Origin of the sequence: Pseudomonas capeferrum (assembly GCF_000731675.1) — a bacterium.
GTDB lineage: Bacteria > Pseudomonadota > Gammaproteobacteria > Pseudomonadales > Pseudomonadaceae > Aquipseudomonas > Aquipseudomonas capeferrum.
Map to the genome: position 1 here is coordinate 518,387 of NZ_JMIT01000001.1, position 18,781 is coordinate 537,167.

Consider the following 18,781-nt stretch of genomic DNA (forward strand, 5'->3'; position numbering starts at 1 on the left):
CGCCAGATAAACCAAGGCATGCGCTTCGCGCAAGCCCCTCGATCTCCCGACGAGCAACCCGCAGCCATTCTTACCGCCCACACCGGCTGGTATCACCATGCTCCGCCGGCGCCTTGCGCGCCGCAGCCAGCAGGGTCGCCAACACAATCAACGCTGCCCCCGCCGCCATGCGCAGGCTCGGCTGCTCACCAAACAGCCACCAGGCACCGAGGATCGCATACACCGGCTCCAGCGCGATGATCATGCCGGCGGTACGTGCCTCCAGGCCTTCGAGGCTCTTGACGAACAGAAACTGCGACAGCCCGGTGCAGAACACCCCCAACAGCGCCAGGTTGACCCAGTCGTCGCCGCCCAGGCTGGTACTGGCCAGGTGGGTGAAGGCGAACGGCGCAACCAGCGCGGCTACCACCACGTTCTGCCAGAAGGCTACCTGCAAGGCATTCATGTTCGACGCATTGCGGCGGTTGGCTACGGTCAGCACGGCGAACGCCAGGCCCGAGCCCAGGCCCCAGATCAGGCCAAGGGTGCCGCTGTCGAGCAGGTCGAAGGACGGCACCACCATCACCAGGCCCGCAGTCACCATCAGCAACAGCAAGCCCTGCACGGCACCGATGCGCTGGCCGAACACGCCGCGTTCGATCATGGCTATAAAGGCAGGGAAGCTGGCGAAGCCCAGCGTGGCCACGGCCACGCCGCCGACCTTGACGGCGATGAAGAAGGTCACCCAGTGCGTCGCCAGCAACGCGCCGGTTAGGCCCAGGATGGGCAGGTTGCGCAGGGTCAGCGCATCGAGCAGGCGGGTGCCCTTGAGCCCGGCGACGAAGCCCAGGGCAATGAAGGCGAAGGTGGCACGGCCGAAGGTGATGATGCTGGCGTCGGCCTCGATCAAGTGGCCGAGGATACCGGTCAGGCCGAACAGCACAGCGGCGAGGTGTGCAACGAGCAGGGCGTTGCGCCGGCCGGTGGCAGCACCGGCTACGGGGATTGAAGTCGCGATCATGGCAGTCAAATTTTCACAAAGTGGCGCGCGCAAACACTCCCTGCTGGCGCGGCGGGGATCTCTAAATCTGGGAGTTTTATCGTTATGAGCCCGGGCGAATTGCCCGGTGCAAAAAGGCGCCACAGCGTTGGAATTGTGAAGCGAGGCTGCTTACTCGCAAATACCGCGTCAACCAGCCCACGGCGCGGGGCTGGTCGATGTGTGTATTATTTTTGTATACAGGGATGCGAGGCCGATTGCGGGCGACGCATACATGTCAGATCGCGACATCGCTTGTTGCTTGACCGCGCCGTGTCATTCTTCGCCGTAGTTCATGATCGACAACAGCCGGATCGGCACCTGCACCAGTTGCTCCGGCCCGTGTGGGGTTTCGCCATCGAAGGTCAGGCTGTCGCCGGCATGCAGGTGGTAGAGCTGGTTACCGTGGCGGTACACCAGTTCACCCTCCAGCAAATGCAGGAACTCCGTGCCCGGGTGGGCAAAGGTCGGAAACTCCTCGCTGGCATCGTCCATGCTCACCATGTACGCCTCGAAGTTCTTTTTCGGGCCCCTGGCGTGATTGAGCAAGTGGTAGGTATGGCCCTTATCGGTGCCGCGGCGCACCACCTCCAGCCCTTCACCGGCCTTGACCAGCAGCGCGTTGCCATCGGGCTGGTCATACTGGCTGAACAGCTTGGCCATCGGCATGCCTAGCACGTCGCACAGGCGGCTGAGGGTATCGAGGCTGGTCGACACCTGGGCGTTCTCGATCTTGCTCAGCATGCCCTGGCTGATCCCGGCGATGCGCGCCACGTCGGCGAGCTTCAGCGACTGGGCCTGGCGCTGGCGCTTGATCTGCAGGCCCAGGTACTGCTCCAGGCGAAGGCGGGGTTCGGTTTCGGTCGGCATCAAGAGTCCTGCACGGTTTCAGTTCAAGAATAAAGATTTCGCACTGGGAAAGTGCGCCAGGCGGCTGCGATGGCCGTCGGTTTCCTGGGGTGAAAACGAGTTTCCCATATCTATAACGAAAATGTCTCCGTCATGGCACCAGCTCCTGTCGCGGGCAAGCCCCCTGTGACAAGGGATTGTGGGAGGGGACGTGCCCGCTAAGCGGTAGCACTCGGTAAGTTGGCAAGCACATTGCATTCCTGTGATGAAAGTAAGTTTCCCATGCGGAATTACATGCCGCCCCTTACCCGGAGTGCTCAACCCATGTTGCCAGCAGAAACCCAGCGCACGCTCGACCAGCACGGCATCAAGTACGTGCTGGCGCAGTTCGTCGATATCCATGGCGCGGCGAAGACCAAATCGGTGCCGATCTCGGGCCTGAAGATGGTGGCCGAGGAGGGCGCCGGTTTCGCCGGGTTCGCCATCTGCGGCATGGGCATGGAGCCGCACGGCCCGGACTTCATGGCCCGTGGCGATCTGGCCACGCTGATCCCGGTGCCCTGGCAGCCTGGTTATGGCCGGGTGGTGTGCGTCGGCCACGTCAACGGTAAACCTTGGCCCTACGACAGCCGCTACGTGTTGCAGCAGCAGGTGCAGCGCCTGGCCGACAAGGGCTGGACGCTGAACACCGGGCTTGAGCCCGAGTTCAGCCTGTTCCGCCGGGACGAAGCCGGCAAGCTGCAGGTGGTGGATGCCTCCGACAACCTCGACAAGCCGTGCTACGACTACAAGGGCCTGTCGCGCTCGCGGCTGTTCCTCGAACGCCTGACCGAAGCCCTGCAGCCGGTGGGCTTCGACATCTATCAGATCGACCACGAGGACGCCAACGGCCAGTTCGAGATCAACTACACCTACAGCGATGCCATGGAGTCGGCCGACCGCTTCACCTTCTTCCGCATGGCGGCCGGCGAAATCGCCAACGACCTGGGGATGATCTGCTCGTTCATGCCCAAGCCCGACCCCAAGCGTGCCGGCAATGGCATGCACTTCCACCTGTCGCTGGCCAGCAGCACACACAAGAACCTGTTTCATGACCCCTCCGACAGCAGCGGCATGGGCCTGTCCACGCTGGCCTACCACTTTGCTGCGGGCTTGCTTGCCCATGGCCCGGCGCTGTGCGCGTTCGCCGCGCCCACGGTCAATTCGTACAAACGCCTGGTGGTCGGCCGCTCGTTGTCCGGTGCTACCTGGGCGCCAGCCTTCGTGGCCTATGGCGCCAACAACCGCTCGGCGATGGTGCGCATCCCCTATGGCCGCCTGGAGTTTCGCCTGCCGGATGCCGGCTGCAACCCCTACCTGGTCACCGCCGCGATCATCGCCGCCGGCCTGGATGGTATCGACCGTGAACTGGACCCTGGCCAGATGTGCAACGAGAACCTCTACAACCTGAGCCTGGAAGAAATCGCCGCACGCGGCATCAAGACCTTGCCGCAGTCGCTCAAGGAAGCCGCCGACGCGCTGGAGGCCGACCCCTTGTTCCGCGAGGTGCTCGGCGCCGAGATCGTCGACGAGTTCATCAAGCTCAAGCGCATGGAGTGGGTGGAGTATTGCCGCCACGTCTCCGACTGGGAAATCCAGCGCTACACCGAGTTCTTCTGACCGCCCCCATCCTTGGCGCGGCCAGCAAGACAGCGGTCGCCCACTGCCCAGTAAGGAGCAACACCATGTGTGGAATCGTAGGCCTGTACCTGAAAAAGCCGGCGCTGGAAGCCCAGCTCGGCAAACTCTTCGAACCCATGCTGCAGGCCATGACCGACCGTGGCCCGGACAGCGCCGGCTTTGCCATCTATGGCGATGAAGTGGCCGATGGCTGGGTCAAGCTGACCTTGCAGGCAAGCGCTGTGGACTATCCGTGGGCGGCGCTGATGGGGCAACTGGAAGGGCGCCTGGGCTGCTCGCTGGACTGGTTCCAGAACGCCAGCGCCGCCGTGCTCAAGGTGCACACCCACGAAGCGGCCGCCCGTGCAGCCTTGGCCGAGCTGGCCGCCGACGTGCGCATCATGAGCGCCGGGCAGAGCATCGAAATCCTCAAGGGCATGGGCCTGCCGGCCGAGATCTCTAGTCGCTTCGGCCTGGCCGGCATGCAAGGCAGCCACATCATCGGCCACACCCGCATGGCGACTGAAAGTGCAGTGACCCTGGAAGGCAGCCATCCGTTTTCCACCGGCGCCGACCTGTGCCTGGTGCACAACGGCTCGCTGTCCAACCACTTCCGCCTGCGCCAGGAGCTGAAACGCGAAGGCATCAGCTTCGAGACCGACAACGACACCGAAGTGGCGGCTGGCTACCTGGCCTGGCGCCTGCAGCAGGGCGACAGCCTGGCGCAGGCCCTGGATGGCGCCCTGCAAGACCTGGACGGCTTCTTTACCTTCGCCATCGGCACCCGCAACGGCTTTGCCGTGATCCGCGACCCGATTGCCTGCAAGCCGGCGGTGCTCGCCGAAACCGACGACTACGTGGCCATGGCCTCCGAGTACCAGGCCCTGGCCAGCCTGCCAGGCATTGAAAACGCCAAGGTCTGGGAACCAGCACCGGCCACCTTGTACGTCTGGGAGCGCGAAAGCGCCTGACCTGTCACCGACTCACTGGAGCACCTCATGAAAACGATCGACCTTTCCAGCGCCTCGGTGCGCGAACTCAACCAGGCCCTGCACGGCGACGTGCAGGACCGCGAGTGGCGGGTCAGCCGCCCGGACGGCAAGCACAACCTGGCCGTGGGCATCAACCAGCCGTTGTCGGTGGATATCGACGGCCACGCCGGCTACTACTGCGCCGGCATGAACCAACAGGCCAGCGTCACCGTGCACGGCAACGTCGGCGTGGGGGTGGCCGAGAACATGATGTCCGGCTCGGTGCGGGTCAAGGGCAGTGCCTCGCAGGCAGCCGGCGCCACGGCCCACGGCGGGCTCTTGGTGATCGAGGGCGATGCCGGGGCACGCTGCGGCATTTCGATGAAGGGCGTGGACATCGTGGTCGGCGGCAGCATCGGCCACATGAGCTGCTTCATGGGCCAGGCCGGGCGCCTGGTGGTGTGCGGCGATGCCGGCGATGCGCTGGGCGACTCGCTGTACGAGGTGCGCATCTACGTCAAGGGCTCGGTGCAGTCGCTAGGCTCGGACTGCATCGAAAAAGAGATGCGTGCCGAGCACCTGCAAGAGCTGCAGGCGTTGCTCAACGAGGCGGGCCTGGAGCACAAGGCCGCCGATTTCAAACGCTACGGCTCGGCCCGTCAGCTGTACAACTTCAAAGTCGACAACGCCAGCGCGTACTGATCCAGGAGCCTACCCATGAGCGAACAATTCCCCCCGGTACTGCGTGAATCGGCCACCTTCGATCGCCTGACCATTCAGGAAATCCAGCGTGCCGCCGAAACCGGCATCTACGACATCCGCGGCGGCGGCACCAAGCGCCGTGTGCCGCACTTCGACGACTTGCTGCTGCTGGGCGCCAGCGTGTCGCGCTACCCGCTCGAGGGCTACCGCGAAAAGTGCGGCACCGATGTGGTGCTCGGCAACCGTTTTGCCAAGAAGCCGATCCACCTGAAGATCCCGGTGACCATTGCCGGCATGAGCTTCGGCGCGCTGTCGGCCAATGCCAAGGAAGCATTGGGCCGGGGTGCGACCATCGCAGGTACCAGTACCACCACCGGCGACGGCGGCATGACCCCGGAAGAGCGTGGCCAGTCGCAGCACCTGGTGTACCAGTACCTGCCGTCGCGCTATGGCATGAACCCCGACGACCTGCGCAAGGCCGATGCCATCGAGATCGTCCTCGGCCAGGGCGCCAAACCGGGCGGCGGCGGCATGTTGCTGGGCATGAAGGTTACCGAGCGGGTGGCCGGCATGCGCACCTTGCCGATCGGCGTAGACCAGCGCAGCGCCTGCCGCCACCCAGACTGGACCGGCCCGGACGACCTGGCGATCAAGATTGCCGAGCTGCGCGAGATCACAGACTGGGAGAAACCCATCTACGTGAAAATCGGCGCCAGCCGCCCGTACTACGACGTCAAGCTGGCGGTGAAGGCCGGCGCCGACGTGATCGTGCTCGACGGCATGCAGGGCGGTACCGCCGCGACCCAGGAGGTGTTCATCGAGCATGTCGGCATTCCCATCTTGCCGGCCATCCCGCAGGCGGTGCAGGCGCTGCAGGAGATGGGCATGCACCGCAAGGTGCAACTGATCGTCTCGGGTGGTATCCGCAACGGTGCCGACGTGGCCAAGGCCATGGCCCTGGGGGCTGACGCCGTGGCCATCGGCACCGCCGCGCTGATCGCCCTGGGTGACAACCACCCGCGGCTGGATGAGCAGTTGAAGGCGATCGGCTCTGCAGCTGGTTTTTACGATGACTGGCAGAACGGCCGTGACCCGGCGGGCATCACCACCCAGGACCCGGAACTGGCCAAGCGCCTGAACCCGGAGGAGGCCGGCCGGCGGCTGGCCAACTACCTGCGCGTGCTGGTGCTTGAGGCGCAGACCATGGCCCGCGCCTGTGGCAAGTCGCACCTGCATAACCTCGACCCGGAGGACCTGGTGGCGTTGACTGTGGAGGCGGCGGCGATGGCTCGGGTACCACTGGCGGGCACCGCCTGGGTGCCCGGGCAAACGCAGTACTGATGCGGCCCTTTCGCGGCACAAGGCCGCTCCCACAGGGACCGCGCAGTGCCCGTACCTGTGGGAGCGGCCTTGTGCCGCGAATGGCTGCAAATCAGGCCCTACCAGAGCGCGATGTCATAGGTCAGGTAGACCCGGTTACTGTCCCGCCCCCGGGAATAATCAGCGCGGTAGACGTAGTTGCGCAGCTTCACCCCCAGCCCCTTGAATGTGCCCGCCTGCACGACGTAGGCCAGTTCGCTGTCGCGCTCCCATTCACGTGCCCCGGCATCACCTGCCTTGTCGTTGTCACCGCTCAGGTAGCGGCTCATGAAGGTCAGCCCAGGCACACCGGCTGCTGCGAAGTTGTAGGCGTAACTGATCATCCAGGTCTTCTCGTCTTCTTCAATGAACTTGCCGATACCGACGTTGCTGAACGAGTACACGGTGGCGCCGCTGATGTAGGGCAGCCCGGCAACCCCATCGAGCACCTGATAACCCGCACCCACGGTGTGGCCGCTGTGGGCATAGCTGAGCTGGCCGCTGAGCATGTCGTTATCGATGGGGCCACCCTGTGCTGCGCCATCGTCGCGGCTTTTGAAGTAACGCACATCACTGGCCAACACGCCCCCTGCCAGCGGCAGCTCATGGGCAATGCCGGCAAAGTCCTGGCGGTAGAAGTTGTTCAGCTCGCCGCGAAAGTAGCTCAACCGCAGGGTTTTGCTCACTGCGTAATCGGCACCGGCATAGTTGAAATCCGCTGATGCATCGCCGCTGTAGCCATCGGCGAACAGGCCAGTGCTGTCGGACGAATCGCGCTGCTTGAATCGCTGCAGATGGCCACCGGTCAAGGTCAACCCGTCAATATCGCTGGAGACCAGCTGGGTGCCCTGGTAGGTCTGCGGCAGCAGGCGCGCGTCGTTGTACACCAATACCGGTGTCTTGGGCAGCAACGTACCGTGCTTGATCACGGTCTTGCCCAGCCGGGCCTTGGCGGTGACCCCGGCACTGGCAAACTCATTGGCCGCGCGGCCATCGTCATGCACCGGCAACAAGCCGGTACCGCTGCGCCCGCGGCCCGAGTCCAGCCTGACGCCCACCAGCGCCATGGCATCCAGGCCTACCCCTAGCGTGCCTTGTGTGAACCCGGATGCGTAATCCAGCAAGAACCCTTGCGCCCATTCCACCCGTTCACTTTTTGCCGTAGCAGCAGCACGTGCGCTGAGGCCTTGCTCGTCGCGAAAGTTCTCGTTGAAGTACACGTTGCGCAATTGCAGCTTGAGTGCGCTGTCTTCGATGAAACCAGCAGCGTGGGTCAGGGGCACATGGGCAAACAGCAGGCCGCACGCAGCCCTGCGGAGAATGACTTGGGTCATGGTCCGGATACTCTCTTGTTATTGTGGGTTGGGCATTCAGACGAAGAACGACAGCGCTCCGGTCAGCAGCGCAATCGCAGTAATGACCAGCGAGGTGAGCACGGCCCACTTGACCGTGGCTTTCTGGAAGTCGCCGATATCCCGGTCGACCATGCCGACCAGCAGCAAGGTCGAGGCCACCAGCGGGCTCATCAGGTGCACCGGCTGGCCGAGCACCGAGGCGCGGGCGATCTCTACCGGGTCGATGCCATACGCTGCGGCGGCATTGGCCAGGATCGGCACCACACCGAAGTAATAGGCATCGTTGGAGAGCACGAAGGTCAGCGGCATGCTGGTAATGGCCACCACCAGCGGGAACCAGTGGCCCCAGGATGGCGGAATCCAGTCGACCAAGGTCTGCGCCAGCGCATCGACCATCTTGGTGCCGGAGAAGATGCCCGCGAAGATGCCTGCGGCAAATACCAGCAGTACGACGGTCATGGCATTGCCGGAGTGCGCCAGTATCCGCTCCTTCTGCACATTCAGTTGTGGGTAGTTGATCATCAGCGCGGCGACAAAACCGATCATGAACAGAATCGCGGCGTGCATCACCCCGGCTACCAGGGCGATCATCACTGCCACCACCAGCACCAGGTTGACGTAGGCCAGCCGTGGGCGCTTGTGCGGGGTCTCTTCCAGAATGGCCTTGATGTAGCAGTTGCCGCCGCCTGCTTGCAGCTGGATGTTGCCGATGCGCTTGCGCTCGGCGCGCCCCAGCAGAAATGCCGTGAACACCACCCAGGCGGCACCGCCGACCATGGTCGGCAGCATGGGGATGAAGTACTCGGACGCGTCCAGGCCCAGTGCCGCAATCGCCCGCGTCGCCGGCCCGCCCCAAGGGCTCAAGCCACTCATGATGCTCAGCGACAGCATGGCTACGGTGGCGAGGATCATCGGGTTCATGCCGATGCGTTTGTACAGCGGCAGCATGGCTGCGCAGGTGATCATGTAGGTGGTGGTGCCATCGCCGTCCAGCGCCACCAGCAGCGAGAGCAGGGCGGTACCGATGGCGATCTTTACCGGGTTGCCGTTGACACGCTTGAGGATCATGCGGATCAGCGGGTCGAACAGGCCGGCATCGATCATCAGGCCGAAGAACAGGATGGCGAACAGCAGCAATGCTGCCGAGGGTGCGACCATTTTCAGGCCGTCGAGCATCATTTTGCCAAGGTCGGGCGCGAAGCCTCCGATCACGGCGAACACGATCGGCACCAAGGTCAGGGCGACGATAGGCGACAAGCGTTTGCTCATGATCAGGTAGGTGAATGCCACCACCATGGTCAAACCCAGCAATGCCAGCATGGTTTTCTCTCTTGTTGTTATTGTCAGTGTGGCCGAACGCAAGGCAAACGGCGGTCTTGCCGCCCGGCGTCATGCCTGCCGGGCGGTGCGGTTAACGTAGGTGCAGCGGGGGTCAGCTTTGGCGGGTAGGCTCAGCGGCCGGCCAGGGGGCGTTCGGCTCGGCGACGGCGGTTGACGGCATTTTCCCGTCTGCCAGCATTTGCCTGAGTACCTGCCGGTCGCAAGCACCTTCGGACAGCGAGATGACCACGGTGGCCACGGCGTTGCTGGCCAGGCTGGTGAGGGCGCGTGCCTCTGACATGAAACGGTCGATACCGATCAGCAGCGCCAGGCCGGCCAGTGGGATATCGTGGATCACCGTCAGCGTCGAAGCGAGCGCCACGAAACCGCTGCCCGTCACACCGGCGGCGCCTTTGGACGACAACAGCATGATCGCCAGCATGGTCAGCGTCTGGCCCAGGCTCAGGTCGATGTTGCACGCTTGCGCGATGAATACGGCGGCGAGCGACAGGTAGATCGCAGTGCCATCGAGGTTGAAGGAGTAGCCCGTGGGCAGCACCAGCCCGACCACGCCCTTCCTGCAACCCAGCGCCTGCAGCTTTTCCAGCATCCGTGGCAATACCGGCTCGGTAGACGAGGTGCCGAGTACCACCAGGAACTCCTCGCGGAAGAACCGCAACAGCTTCCACAAGCTGAAGCCGTGCAGCCGGCACAGGCCACCCAGTACCACCAGCACAAAGAATGCGCAGGCGATGTACAGGGTCATCACCAGCTTGGCCAAGGCGCCCAGCGAGGTAATGCCGTACTGGCCCACGGTAAAGGCCAGCGCGCCGAACGCACCGACCGGGGCAAAGCGCATCAGGTAGCCGAAGATGCGGAACACCATCTGCGAGGCGGACTCCAGCACGTTCAGCACAGGCTGGCCATGTTCGCCCATGGCCGACAGGGCAAACCCCGACAGCACCGCGATGAACAGCACCGGTAGCACTTCACCTTTGTTGAAAGCGCCCATGAAGGTGTCAGGGATGATGTGCATGAAGAAGTCGACCACGCCCAGCTTGGCCGCCGACGCGGTGTACTGGCTGAGGCCCGCCGTGCTCAACGTGGCAGGGTCGATGTTCATGCCCACGCCAGGCTGGAACACATGCACGGCCACCAGGCCGATTACCAGGCTGATCACCGTCAGCACCAGGAACAGCAGCAGCGTCTTGCTCATCAGGCGCCCCAGCGAGCGCTTGTCGGTCATGCCGGCAATGCCGGTGACGATGGTGCAGAACACCACGGGCGCGATCATCATCTTGATCAGCTTGATGAAGGCATCCCCCAGCGGCTTCAGCGCCACGGCCTGCTCGGCCCAGAGGTGGCCGACCAGTACACCCAGCAGCACGGCGCAGAGGATCTGAAAGTACAACGATTTGATGAGTTTCATGAGGCATCACCCATTGTTGAAATTGTGCGGATGCGCTTTGGGTTGAACATGTGCAGTACGCGCTAGCTGGCAAGGCGGCGCATTGTCGGGGCATACACGTAACCTGAGAAGAGCCGGCGGGCAGTGCGGATCACCGACGCTTGCAGCTTGCCGCCATCGCGGCTCAAGGCCACATCGATGACGCCGCTGGGGTGCTCCAGCCGTACTTCGGACAGTTGCAGGGCGTGCTCGCCCAACAGTTGGGCGGTCACGGTGCCGGGGGTCACGCAGGCCGTGGCCAGGCCAATCGCGCCAGTGATCGCCAGCGCACGGTGGCAGTTGTGCGGCATGAAGTAGCGCACCTGCAGCGTGCCGTCGCTGGTTGGCGGCGACACCACCACCGGTTTCGGGATCACCATGCCACGCACATCACCCAGGCCCATGGCCCGGCCCGCTTGCAACCGCAGGGCTTCCAGGCGCTCGAGCAGTGCGCTGTCGGCATCCAGGGCGGCAGGGCGCTCGTTACCGGCCAGGCCCAGCTGGCTGGCTTCGATGATCATCAGCGGCATGGCCATGTCGATGCAGGTGACGGCCGTGCCATCGAACACATCGCGGGCCTGCCCGGTGGGGAACAGTTTTCCAGTCTTGCTGCCGACCGCATCAAGGAAGGTCAGGTGGATCGGCGCGGCCGTGCCGGGTACGCCGTCGATAGCGGTGCGGCCTTCGTACTTGACGGTGCCGCCAGGGGTTTGCACCAGCGAGGTGACGAAGGTCTGGGTATTGAGGTTGCGAATGCGCACCAGGGTTTTGTCGCCTTGGGCTTTCACCAGCCCCTGTTCGATGGCAAATGGGCCGACCGCACACAACATGTTGCCGCAGTTAGGCGCGGTGTCGACGCGTCGCTCGGCGACCATGACCTGCACGAACAGGTAATCGACGTCGGCGTCAGGGTGCAGCGAGGGGCTGACGATCGCCACCTTGCTGGTTTGCGGGCTGCCACCACCGATGCCGTCGATTTCCAGCTCATGGCCAGACCCCATCAGGCTGATCAGTACTTCGTCGCGTTCCACCACATTGGCCGGCAGGTCCCAGGCATGGAAGAAAGGGCCTTTGGAGGTACCGCCGCGCATGAGCACACAAGGGATTCGTTGCATGACTACTGACTCTCGTTGATCAATTGGCATCATTGATGTGTTGAGAGAAAGAGTGACAGGCGTTGATAAATCAATCCAATGCAAATATCGTAGCGATTGATGCATGCAGTTGAATAATTGCCGACGCTATGACGTGGAGCCAAACCTGTGGAATATGAGCTGCAAGATATCCGTTCTTTCGTGAAAATCGCCGAACTCGGCAGCTTTCATGAAGCAGCTGAGGCCCTGCACCTTTCCCAGCCAGCACTCAGCCGGCGGATCAAGAAGCTGGAAGAGGGCCTGGGCACGCCTTTGCTCGAACGCACCACGCGTCGGGTTGGCCTGACCAGTGTCGGCCGTGATTTCCTGCCCAAGGCGCGGCGCCTGCTCGATGATTTCGAAGACTCGATCCTGAGTATTCGCGAACTGGCCGAGCGCCAGACCGGACAAGTCACCCTGGCGTGCATCCCGACGGCGGCGTTCTACTTCCTGCCCACCGTGATTCGCCAGTACAACGAGCAATACCCGAAAATCCGCATCCGCCTGCTCGACCTCAGCGCCAACGATGGCCTTGAAGCGGTCTTGCGCGGCGAGGCCGATTTCGGCATCAACATGATGAGTGGCCAGCACCCGGACATCGAGTTTGTGCCGCTGGTCAACGAGCATTTCGTGCTGGCCTGCCGCCGCGATCATGAACTGGCAAGCCGCGAATCGGTGACTTGGACGCAGCTGGCTGACCACCGCCTGATCGGCGTGGGGCGCCTGAGTGGTAACCGCATGCTGCTGGACCACGCCTTGTCGGGGCTCAACATACGGCCCAAATGGTTTTATGAGGTGCAGCACCTGTCCACTTCGCTCGGCATGGTCGAGGCAGGGCTTGGTGTGTCTGCGATGCCCAGCCTGGCCATGCCGGCAGCGGACCACCCGACCCTGGTCAGCGTGCCCCTGACCGACCCACAGGTGACGCGCACTCTGGGCCTGGTCTATCGGCGCGGGGCTTCGCTGTCGCCGGCTGCAGAAAAGTTCGTGTCGATCCTGCTGGAAAAATGGCGGGGCGGCTAAAAACGCCGTGCGGGGGTCAGAAACAAGCCGGCCCGTGTCGCCACGGGCCGGCTGCAGGTGATGCCGGTTGGCTCAGCGGGCGATCACACGCCCACCGCCAGCTTGGCACTGGTCTGCCGACGACGATAGGCACTGTCGCGGCTCGCCAGCCACCCGTACAGCGGCGAGGTGACCAGCAGCCCGACCACCCACGACAGGTCGGCGCCGTTGATGTGCTCGGAGATCGGCCCGACGTACAGCGGCGTGTTCATGAACGGGATCTGCACCACGATGCCCACCGCATAGGCAATCAGCGCCTGGGGGTTGTAGCGCCCGTAGATGCCGCCATCGACCTTGAAGATCGACTGGATGTCGTAGTCGCCCTTGTGGATCACATAGAAGTCGATCAGGTTGATCGCGGTCCAGGGCACCAGCACCACCAGCAGCACCAGCACCATGTCGACGAAGTGGCCGATGAAGTCCTTCGAGGCGAACACGGCTACTACACTGCAAGCCGTCAGCACGATCAGCGACAGCACCGCGCGGCTCTTGGCGGTGGGGATCCAGCGGTGGGCGAAGGTCTGGATCAGGGTGATGATCGACAGCACCGCGCCGTACAGGTTGAGGGCGTTGTGGCTGATCACGCTGAGCAGGAACAGCACCAGCATGATCGGGCCGAGGGTGCCGGTGGCGAGCTTGACCGCGTCCATGGTGTCCATGCCGGCCGGGATCGCCAGCACCGCCACGGCGCCGAAGATGAACGACAGGCTCGAACCCAGGGCCGAGCCCAGGTACGTGGTCCAGAAGGTCGATGAGACCTTCACGTCAGCCGGCAGGTAGCGCGAGTAATCCGACACGTAAGGGGCAAAGGCAATCTGCCACAGCGCCGCCAGCGACACGGTGGCCAGCCAGCCGGCCAGGTTGAAGCCGCCGCGGGTCAGGAAGTCGTCGCTTTGCACATGGCTGAAGATGTAGCCGAAGCCGACCACGATGCCGATGCCGAGCACCCAGGTGCCGATGCGGTTGAGCACGTGGATGAAGCGGTAGCCGATGATGCCGATGATGCCCGACCCCAGCGCACCGATGACGATACCCACCGGTACCGGCACGGCCTCGACCACACCATGCAGCGACTTGCCGGCCAGGACGATGTTGGAGGCGAAGAAGCCGATGTACATCACCCCGGCGATCACCACCACCAGCAGCGCGCCGAGCGAGCCGAACTGGGCGCGGCTCTGGATCATCTGCGGGATGCCCATCTGCGGGCCCTGGGCCGAGTGCAGCGCCATCAACACCCCGCCGACCAGGTGGCCGACCAGGATGGCGATGATGCCCCACACCAGGTTCAGGTGAAACAACTGCACGCCCAGCGCGCCGGTGACGATGGGCAGCGGCGCGATGTTGCCGCCGAACCACAATGTGAACAGATCCCTTACCTTTCCATGGCGGTCTTGCGGGGGCACGTAGCCGATCGTGTGTTTTTCTATAAGGGGTGCCGTGTTGGCTGCACTGGTCATGACTGACTCCAAGGCAAGGTGGGGCAGGGGGTACTGCCCGGGGGCGTGCCGGCGAAGGGCAACGCGTTCTTGTTGGAGGGATGATGCGGGGAGTCGGGATAACGAGAAATTAGTAAATATGTGCCCATAAACCTTAAAAAACCTAAGGCTGACAAAAGGTTAAGGGACGAGTGGTAGCAAGGAGCGGGCCACCGCGCTGAAAGCCTTGAGCGTGGGGGCTGCAGGCTGTCGGGAAACAGCACAGGTGAGCCGGCGTGGTGCGGCGTGCGCGTTTCCAGTGCAGGTGAACAGGCGGTAGATAATCAGAAATTGTCACTACATCGGTAACAGCCGATCCTGAATCACTTCCTTCATCACCAATGTCGAACTCAGCCGCTTCACATTGGGAATGCTGGTCAGGTGCTCGTCATACAGCTTCTGAAACGCTGGCAGGTCCTTCGCCACCACGTGCAGCAGGTAATCCGGGTCACCGAACAACCGCTGCGCCTCGACGATCTGGGGGATCTCGGCTAGCGCCGCCTCGAAGTCCGCCACCGGCTGGCGCGTCACCTCGCGCAAGGTGACGAACACCAGCGCGGCAAAGTTAAGCCCCAGCGCGGCCGGTGCCAGGCGCGCGTGGTACCCGAGAATGGCGCCGGCGTCTTCCAGCGCCTTCAGGCGACGATGGCAGGGCGACAAGCTCAACCCTACGCGGTCAGCCAGCTCGGTCACCGACAGGCGCCCATCTTTTTGCAGCTCGGCAAGGATTTTTCGATCTGTCCGGTCCATTGAGAAGAATCTTCCAGTATTTATATGTTGGTGGGGAATATACGAAAGAAAATGCCCCGACGGAATCCGTAATCTTTCTGCACACCAAGACAACACTAAGGAAGATTCAAGTGGCAATCAGTGTGCTGACGGCGTTCTGGGCCGTGTCGTTGCTGTTCGTGATCACCCCAGGGGCGGACTGGGCGTATGCCATCTCCGCGGGCATGCGCGGGCGCTGGGTGATGCCTGCGGTGGCAGGCATGTTGTCGGGGCACTTCCTGGCAACCCTGGTGGTGGCTGCTGGCGTGGGCAGCCTGCTCGCTGGGCACCCGCTGGCGCTGATGTTGCTGACGCTGGCGGGCTGTACCTACTTGCTGTGGCTGGGCGGCAACCTGCTGCTGAGCCCGGGTGTGCCGCAGGCGGGGCAGGACGGCGTGGGGGACTCCGGTTCGCGCTGGGCATTGAAGGGCTTTTGCGTGAGTGGGCTGAACCCGAAGGTGTTCCTGCTGTTTCTTGCCCTGTTGCCGCAATTCACCGACCCACACTCCAGCTGGCCCGTGCCGCTGCAGATCCTGTTGCTCGGGCTGGTGCACCTGTGCAGCTCGCTGGTGATCTATTCGCTGGTGGGCTATGGCGCCAAGGCCGTACTGAGTACCCGGCCTGGGGCAGCGAAGAGGGTCGGGCGGGTATCGGGCCTTGCCATGATCGCGGTGGCCCTGGGGCTGATTGCCGGGCAGTTGGGCTGAATCTACCGGCGCTGACGTGGCTCGGATACACTTGCCGCTTCTCTTCGCACAGCCAGGATGTGCCCCATGCCCGAAACCGCCCAACTGCTGACATTCGCGCTGATCTGCCTGGGCATGGTGCTGACGCCCGGGCCGAACATGATCTACCTGATTTCTCGTTCGATCTGCCAAGGCCGTAACGCCGGCTTGATATCCCTTGGCGGCGTGGCCCTGGGCTTCGTCATCTATATGCTCTGCGCGGCGCTGGGTATCACCGCGCTGGTGATGGCGGTGCCGTTTGCCTATGACGTGCTGCGCATCGGTGGCGCACTGTACTTGCTGTACCTGGCCTGGCAGGCGCTGCGGCCCGGCGGTAGCTCGCCATTTCAGGTACGTGAACTGCCTGCCGACAGCCCGCGGCGGCTGTTCACCATGGGTTTTGCCACCAGCCTGCTGAACCCCAAGATCGCGGTCATGTACCTGTCGCTGATGCCGCAGTTCATCGAGCCCGGTCACGGCAGTGTACTGGTGCAGTCGCTGGTGCTGGGCTGCACGCAAATCGCCATCAGCGTATCGGTCAATGCGCTGATCGCCGTGATGGCCGGTTCCATCGCCGTGTTTCTCGGCGGCCGGCCCGTGTGGCAGCAGGTTCAGCGCTGGCTGATGGGCACCGTACTGGCCGGCCTGGCCCTGCGCATGCTGGCCGAAGGGCGCCGCTGAACAACCGCTGATTTCTGTGGAACGAACCGTTGATTGCAACGCTCCTATCGTAAGATGGATAGCAAGGTGCCCGGGGCTTCCCAGACATGAACCTGTTACAGCAACGCGATGCGCACACTCCGCCACTGCATTTTCTGCTCAACGGCGGCACCATCGGTGGCCTGCTGCAGTCGATGGACTGGAGCAGTTCGCCGCTCGGCCCTCCCGAGCACTGGTCGCCCCACCTGCAGGCGGTAATGGCTACATTGCTGCCGGCCCAGGCGCAGTTCGTGCTGTTCTGGGGCGAAACTTACGTAGCGCTCTACAACGATGCCTATGCACCGACCATTGGTACCAAGCATCCCCAGGCACTGGGGCGCCCGGCTGAGGACAACTGGCGTGAGCTGTGGGACGACCTTGAGCCGCTGCTGCGTGGCGTGCGTGAGACCGGCCAGACGTTTTCAGCCAAGGACCGCCCATTCTATATAGAGCGTCGCGGTCTGGGTGAGACCGTGTACTTCGATGTCTCCTATTCCGCCGTGCGCGAAGCCGATGGCAGCGTTGGCGGGGTGTTGTGCCTCGTGACTGAAACCACCGAACGGGTTCGTTTCCAACAGCGCCAGGCGTTTTTGCTGGAGCTGGGCCGCACCTTGCCTGGGCTGGGTGAAGCGGAGCGTATCGAGGCCTATGTGGTGGCACGCCTCGCCCAGCACCTGGGGGCGACGCAGGTGTGTTTCGGCGAGGACCTGGGCGACGGCGCAGGTTACAAGGTTGCGCATGACTGGGCTGACGGCCTGCCTTCGAGGGTCGGCCAGCACCGCTACACCACGTTCGGAACATCGCTACGTGAGCAGTTGGTGGCGGGTAAGGTGGTACAGCAGGCCTATGACAGCGCATCGGCGCCGCTGAGCGGCTTGTGTAGTACGCTGCATGTGCCGGTGCTGCGCGCCGGCCGCTTGGAAGCCATGCTTGCCGTGCACTTTCACACGCCACATCACTGCTTCGAAGACGAGTGCCAACTGGTCGAGGATGCCGCCAAGCAAGCCTGGGCGGCCATTACCCATGCCCGTGCAGAGCGTGCCCTGCACCTGCTCAACGAAAGCCTGGAGGAGCGCGTCGCGGCCGTGCTGGCCGAGCGCGAGGCGGCGATTCTGCAACTGCATGAAGCGCACAAGCTGGAGATGATCGGCCAGTTGACCGGTGGCATCGCCCATGACCTCAACAACATGCTCACGCCAATTATCGCCTCCTTCGAATTGATGCGTCGGCACCCGCAATCCGAGCGAGCTCCCCGCTTGATCGACGGTGGCCTGCAGGCCGCCGAGCGGGCGCGCAATCTGGTGGGGCGCTTGCTGAGTTTCGCCCGTCGACAAACCCTCAAGCCACAAGCCGTGTCGCTGGCTGCCTTGGTGGAGGACATGCGCGAACTTATGGCGCGCTCGCTTGGGCCGACCATTGCCGTGCAGGTGCAAGTCGACCCGTTGCTGCCCGCCGTGCTGGTCGATCCGCATCAACTGGAGCTGGCGCTGCTCAACCTGGTGGTCAATGCCCGCGACGCCATGGCCGGCGGCGGTGCCCTGAGCATCGTCGCCGGGCTCGATGCCGACGGCCCACCGCACCCGGCAGGCACTGCGGGCGCGCCGTTGGTCTGGCTGCAGGTTCGCGACAGTGGCAGCGGCATGAGCGATGAGCAGCTGCGCCGCTGCGTCGAGCCATTCTATTCCACCAAGGGCGTGGGCAAAGGCACCGGCCTTGGCTTGCCGATGGTGCAGGGGCTGGCGGTGCAGTCGGGTGGTGGCTTCGCGATTCGCTCGCAGCAGGGGGAGGGGACTGTGGCCACGCTGTGGTTGCCGATCAGCGATGTCACCGCAGTTGGCCGTGACAGTGACAGTGCAGAGGCGCCCCTGGCCGACCACGCCAGCCGAATTCTGTTGGTGGATGATGAGGAGATCGTGCGCCATGCCACGGCCTTGCAGTTGCGCGACCTGGGTTACGAGGTGTGCGAAGCGAGCAGTGCCGCAGCAGCGATGCAGCAGGTGGAGCAGGGCTGGCAGCCGGACGTGCTGGTGACTGACCACGTCATGGCCGACATGACCGGGGTGCGTTTTGCCCAACAGATGCGCGAGCGCCAGGCTGACCTGCCGGTGTTGATCATCACCGGCTATGCCAACCTTACACCCCGCGAGCTCAAGGGCTTCGAGGTGTTGCGCAAGCCGTACCGGCGCGCCGAGCTGGCGCAGAGTGTGGCGCGGTTGCTTGCCGCCCCGCGTTAGCCGCT

16 protein-coding genes are annotated in these 18,781 nt (G+C 63.6%); 8 read left to right on the forward strand and 8 right to left on the reverse strand.

The window, feature by feature from the left end; translation table 11 throughout:
* Positions 1-70: 70 nt before the first annotated feature.
* On the reverse strand, positions 71-1,000 hold the full coding sequence (locus PC358_RS02495; RefSeq protein WP_033697302.1) for a DMT family transporter: 930 nt from the start codon (positions 998-1,000) through the stop codon (positions 71-73).
* A 294-nt stretch (positions 1,001-1,294) separates the two neighbouring features.
* Positions 1,295-1,888, reverse strand: coding sequence for a helix-turn-helix domain-containing protein (locus PC358_RS02500; protein ID WP_033697303.1), 594 nt, complete (start codon positions 1,886-1,888; stop codon positions 1,295-1,297).
* Between the two features lie 303 nt (positions 1,889-2,191).
* Here PC358_RS02500 and glnT point away from each other — a divergent pair, with 303 nt between their 5' ends.
* From glnT to PC358_RS02520, 4 genes are all read left to right on the forward strand, one after another.
* Positions 2,192-3,526, forward strand: a complete 1,335-nt coding sequence (gene glnT, locus PC358_RS02505) for a type III glutamate--ammonia ligase (protein ID WP_033697304.1) — start codon at positions 2,192-2,194, stop codon at positions 3,524-3,526.
* A 65-nt stretch (positions 3,527-3,591) separates the two neighbouring features.
* Positions 3,592-4,497 (forward strand): class II glutamine amidotransferase, encoded by a 906-nt coding sequence (locus tag PC358_RS02510; RefSeq protein WP_033697305.1) that lies wholly within the window; start codon positions 3,592-3,594, stop codon positions 4,495-4,497.
* A 27-nt stretch (positions 4,498-4,524) separates the two neighbouring features.
* Positions 4,525-5,199 carry a GltB/FmdC/FwdC-like GXGXG domain-containing protein gene (locus PC358_RS02515; RefSeq protein WP_033697306.1) on the forward strand — a complete coding sequence of 225 codons (675 nt, stop codon included), beginning with the start codon at positions 4,525-4,527 and terminating at the stop codon, positions 5,197-5,199.
* A 15-nt stretch (positions 5,200-5,214) separates the two neighbouring features.
* Entirely contained in the window at positions 5,215-6,540 is a 1,326-nt protein-coding gene (locus PC358_RS02520) for an FMN-binding glutamate synthase family protein (protein WP_033697307.1), read from the forward strand.
* 98 nt (positions 6,541-6,638) lie between these two features.
* Here the strand turns inward: PC358_RS02520 and PC358_RS02525 are convergent, their stop codons facing one another.
* From PC358_RS02525 to PC358_RS02540, 4 genes are all read right to left on the reverse strand, one after another.
* Positions 6,639-7,892: an OprD family porin gene (locus PC358_RS02525; protein ID WP_033697308.1), complete on the reverse strand. Its 1,254-nt coding sequence runs from the start codon at positions 7,890-7,892 to the stop codon at positions 6,639-6,641.
* A 36-nt stretch (positions 7,893-7,928) separates the two neighbouring features.
* Entirely contained in the window at positions 7,929-9,254 is a 1,326-nt protein-coding gene (locus PC358_RS02530; RefSeq protein WP_328286657.1) for a CitMHS family transporter, read from the reverse strand.
* A 91-nt stretch (positions 9,255-9,345) separates the two neighbouring features.
* A complete protein-coding gene (gene dctA / locus PC358_RS02535; protein ID WP_033697310.1) occupies positions 9,346-10,662 on the reverse strand; it encodes a C4-dicarboxylate transporter DctA in 1,317 nt (438 codons plus the stop codon).
* Positions 10,663-10,724: 62 nt separating this feature from the next.
* Positions 10,725-11,795, reverse strand: a complete 1,071-nt coding sequence (locus tag PC358_RS02540) for a 4-oxalomesaconate tautomerase (protein WP_077068377.1) — start codon at positions 11,793-11,795, stop codon at positions 10,725-10,727.
* 147 nt (positions 11,796-11,942) lie between these two features.
* Here PC358_RS02540 and PC358_RS02545 point away from each other — a divergent pair, with 147 nt between their 5' ends.
* Entirely contained in the window at positions 11,943-12,836 is an 894-nt protein-coding gene (locus PC358_RS02545; RefSeq protein ID WP_033697311.1) for a LysR family transcriptional regulator, read from the forward strand.
* A gap of 83 nt (positions 12,837-12,919) precedes the next feature.
* On the opposite strand, the gene PC358_RS02550 is transcribed toward PC358_RS02545, so the two are convergent.
* Together PC358_RS02550 and PC358_RS02555 are read right to left on the reverse strand one after the other, a co-directional pair.
* Positions 12,920-14,332 carry a purine-cytosine permease family protein gene (locus PC358_RS02550; RefSeq protein ID WP_033697312.1) on the reverse strand — a complete coding sequence of 471 codons (1,413 nt, stop codon included), beginning with the start codon at positions 14,330-14,332 and terminating at the stop codon, positions 12,920-12,922.
* A gap of 315 nt (positions 14,333-14,647) precedes the next feature.
* A complete protein-coding gene (locus PC358_RS02555) occupies positions 14,648-15,100 on the reverse strand; it encodes an Lrp/AsnC family transcriptional regulator (RefSeq protein ID WP_033697313.1) in 453 nt (150 codons plus the stop codon).
* Between the two features lie 110 nt (positions 15,101-15,210).
* On the opposite strand from PC358_RS02555, the gene PC358_RS02560 reads away from it, so the two are divergent.
* The 3 genes from PC358_RS02560 (at position 15,211) to PC358_RS02570 (ending at position 18,776) form a co-directional block, all read left to right on the forward strand.
* Positions 15,211-15,825 (forward strand): LysE family translocator, encoded by a 615-nt coding sequence (locus tag PC358_RS02560; protein ID WP_033697314.1) that lies wholly within the window; start codon positions 15,211-15,213, stop codon positions 15,823-15,825.
* Positions 15,826-15,891: 66 nt separating this feature from the next.
* Positions 15,892-16,524 carry a LysE family translocator gene (locus PC358_RS02565; protein ID WP_033697315.1) on the forward strand — a complete coding sequence of 211 codons (633 nt, stop codon included), beginning with the start codon at positions 15,892-15,894 and terminating at the stop codon, positions 16,522-16,524.
* A gap of 86 nt (positions 16,525-16,610) precedes the next feature.
* A complete protein-coding gene (locus tag PC358_RS02570; protein WP_033697316.1) occupies positions 16,611-18,776 on the forward strand; it encodes a response regulator in 2,166 nt (721 codons plus the stop codon).
* Positions 18,777-18,781: the final 5 nt, after the last annotated feature.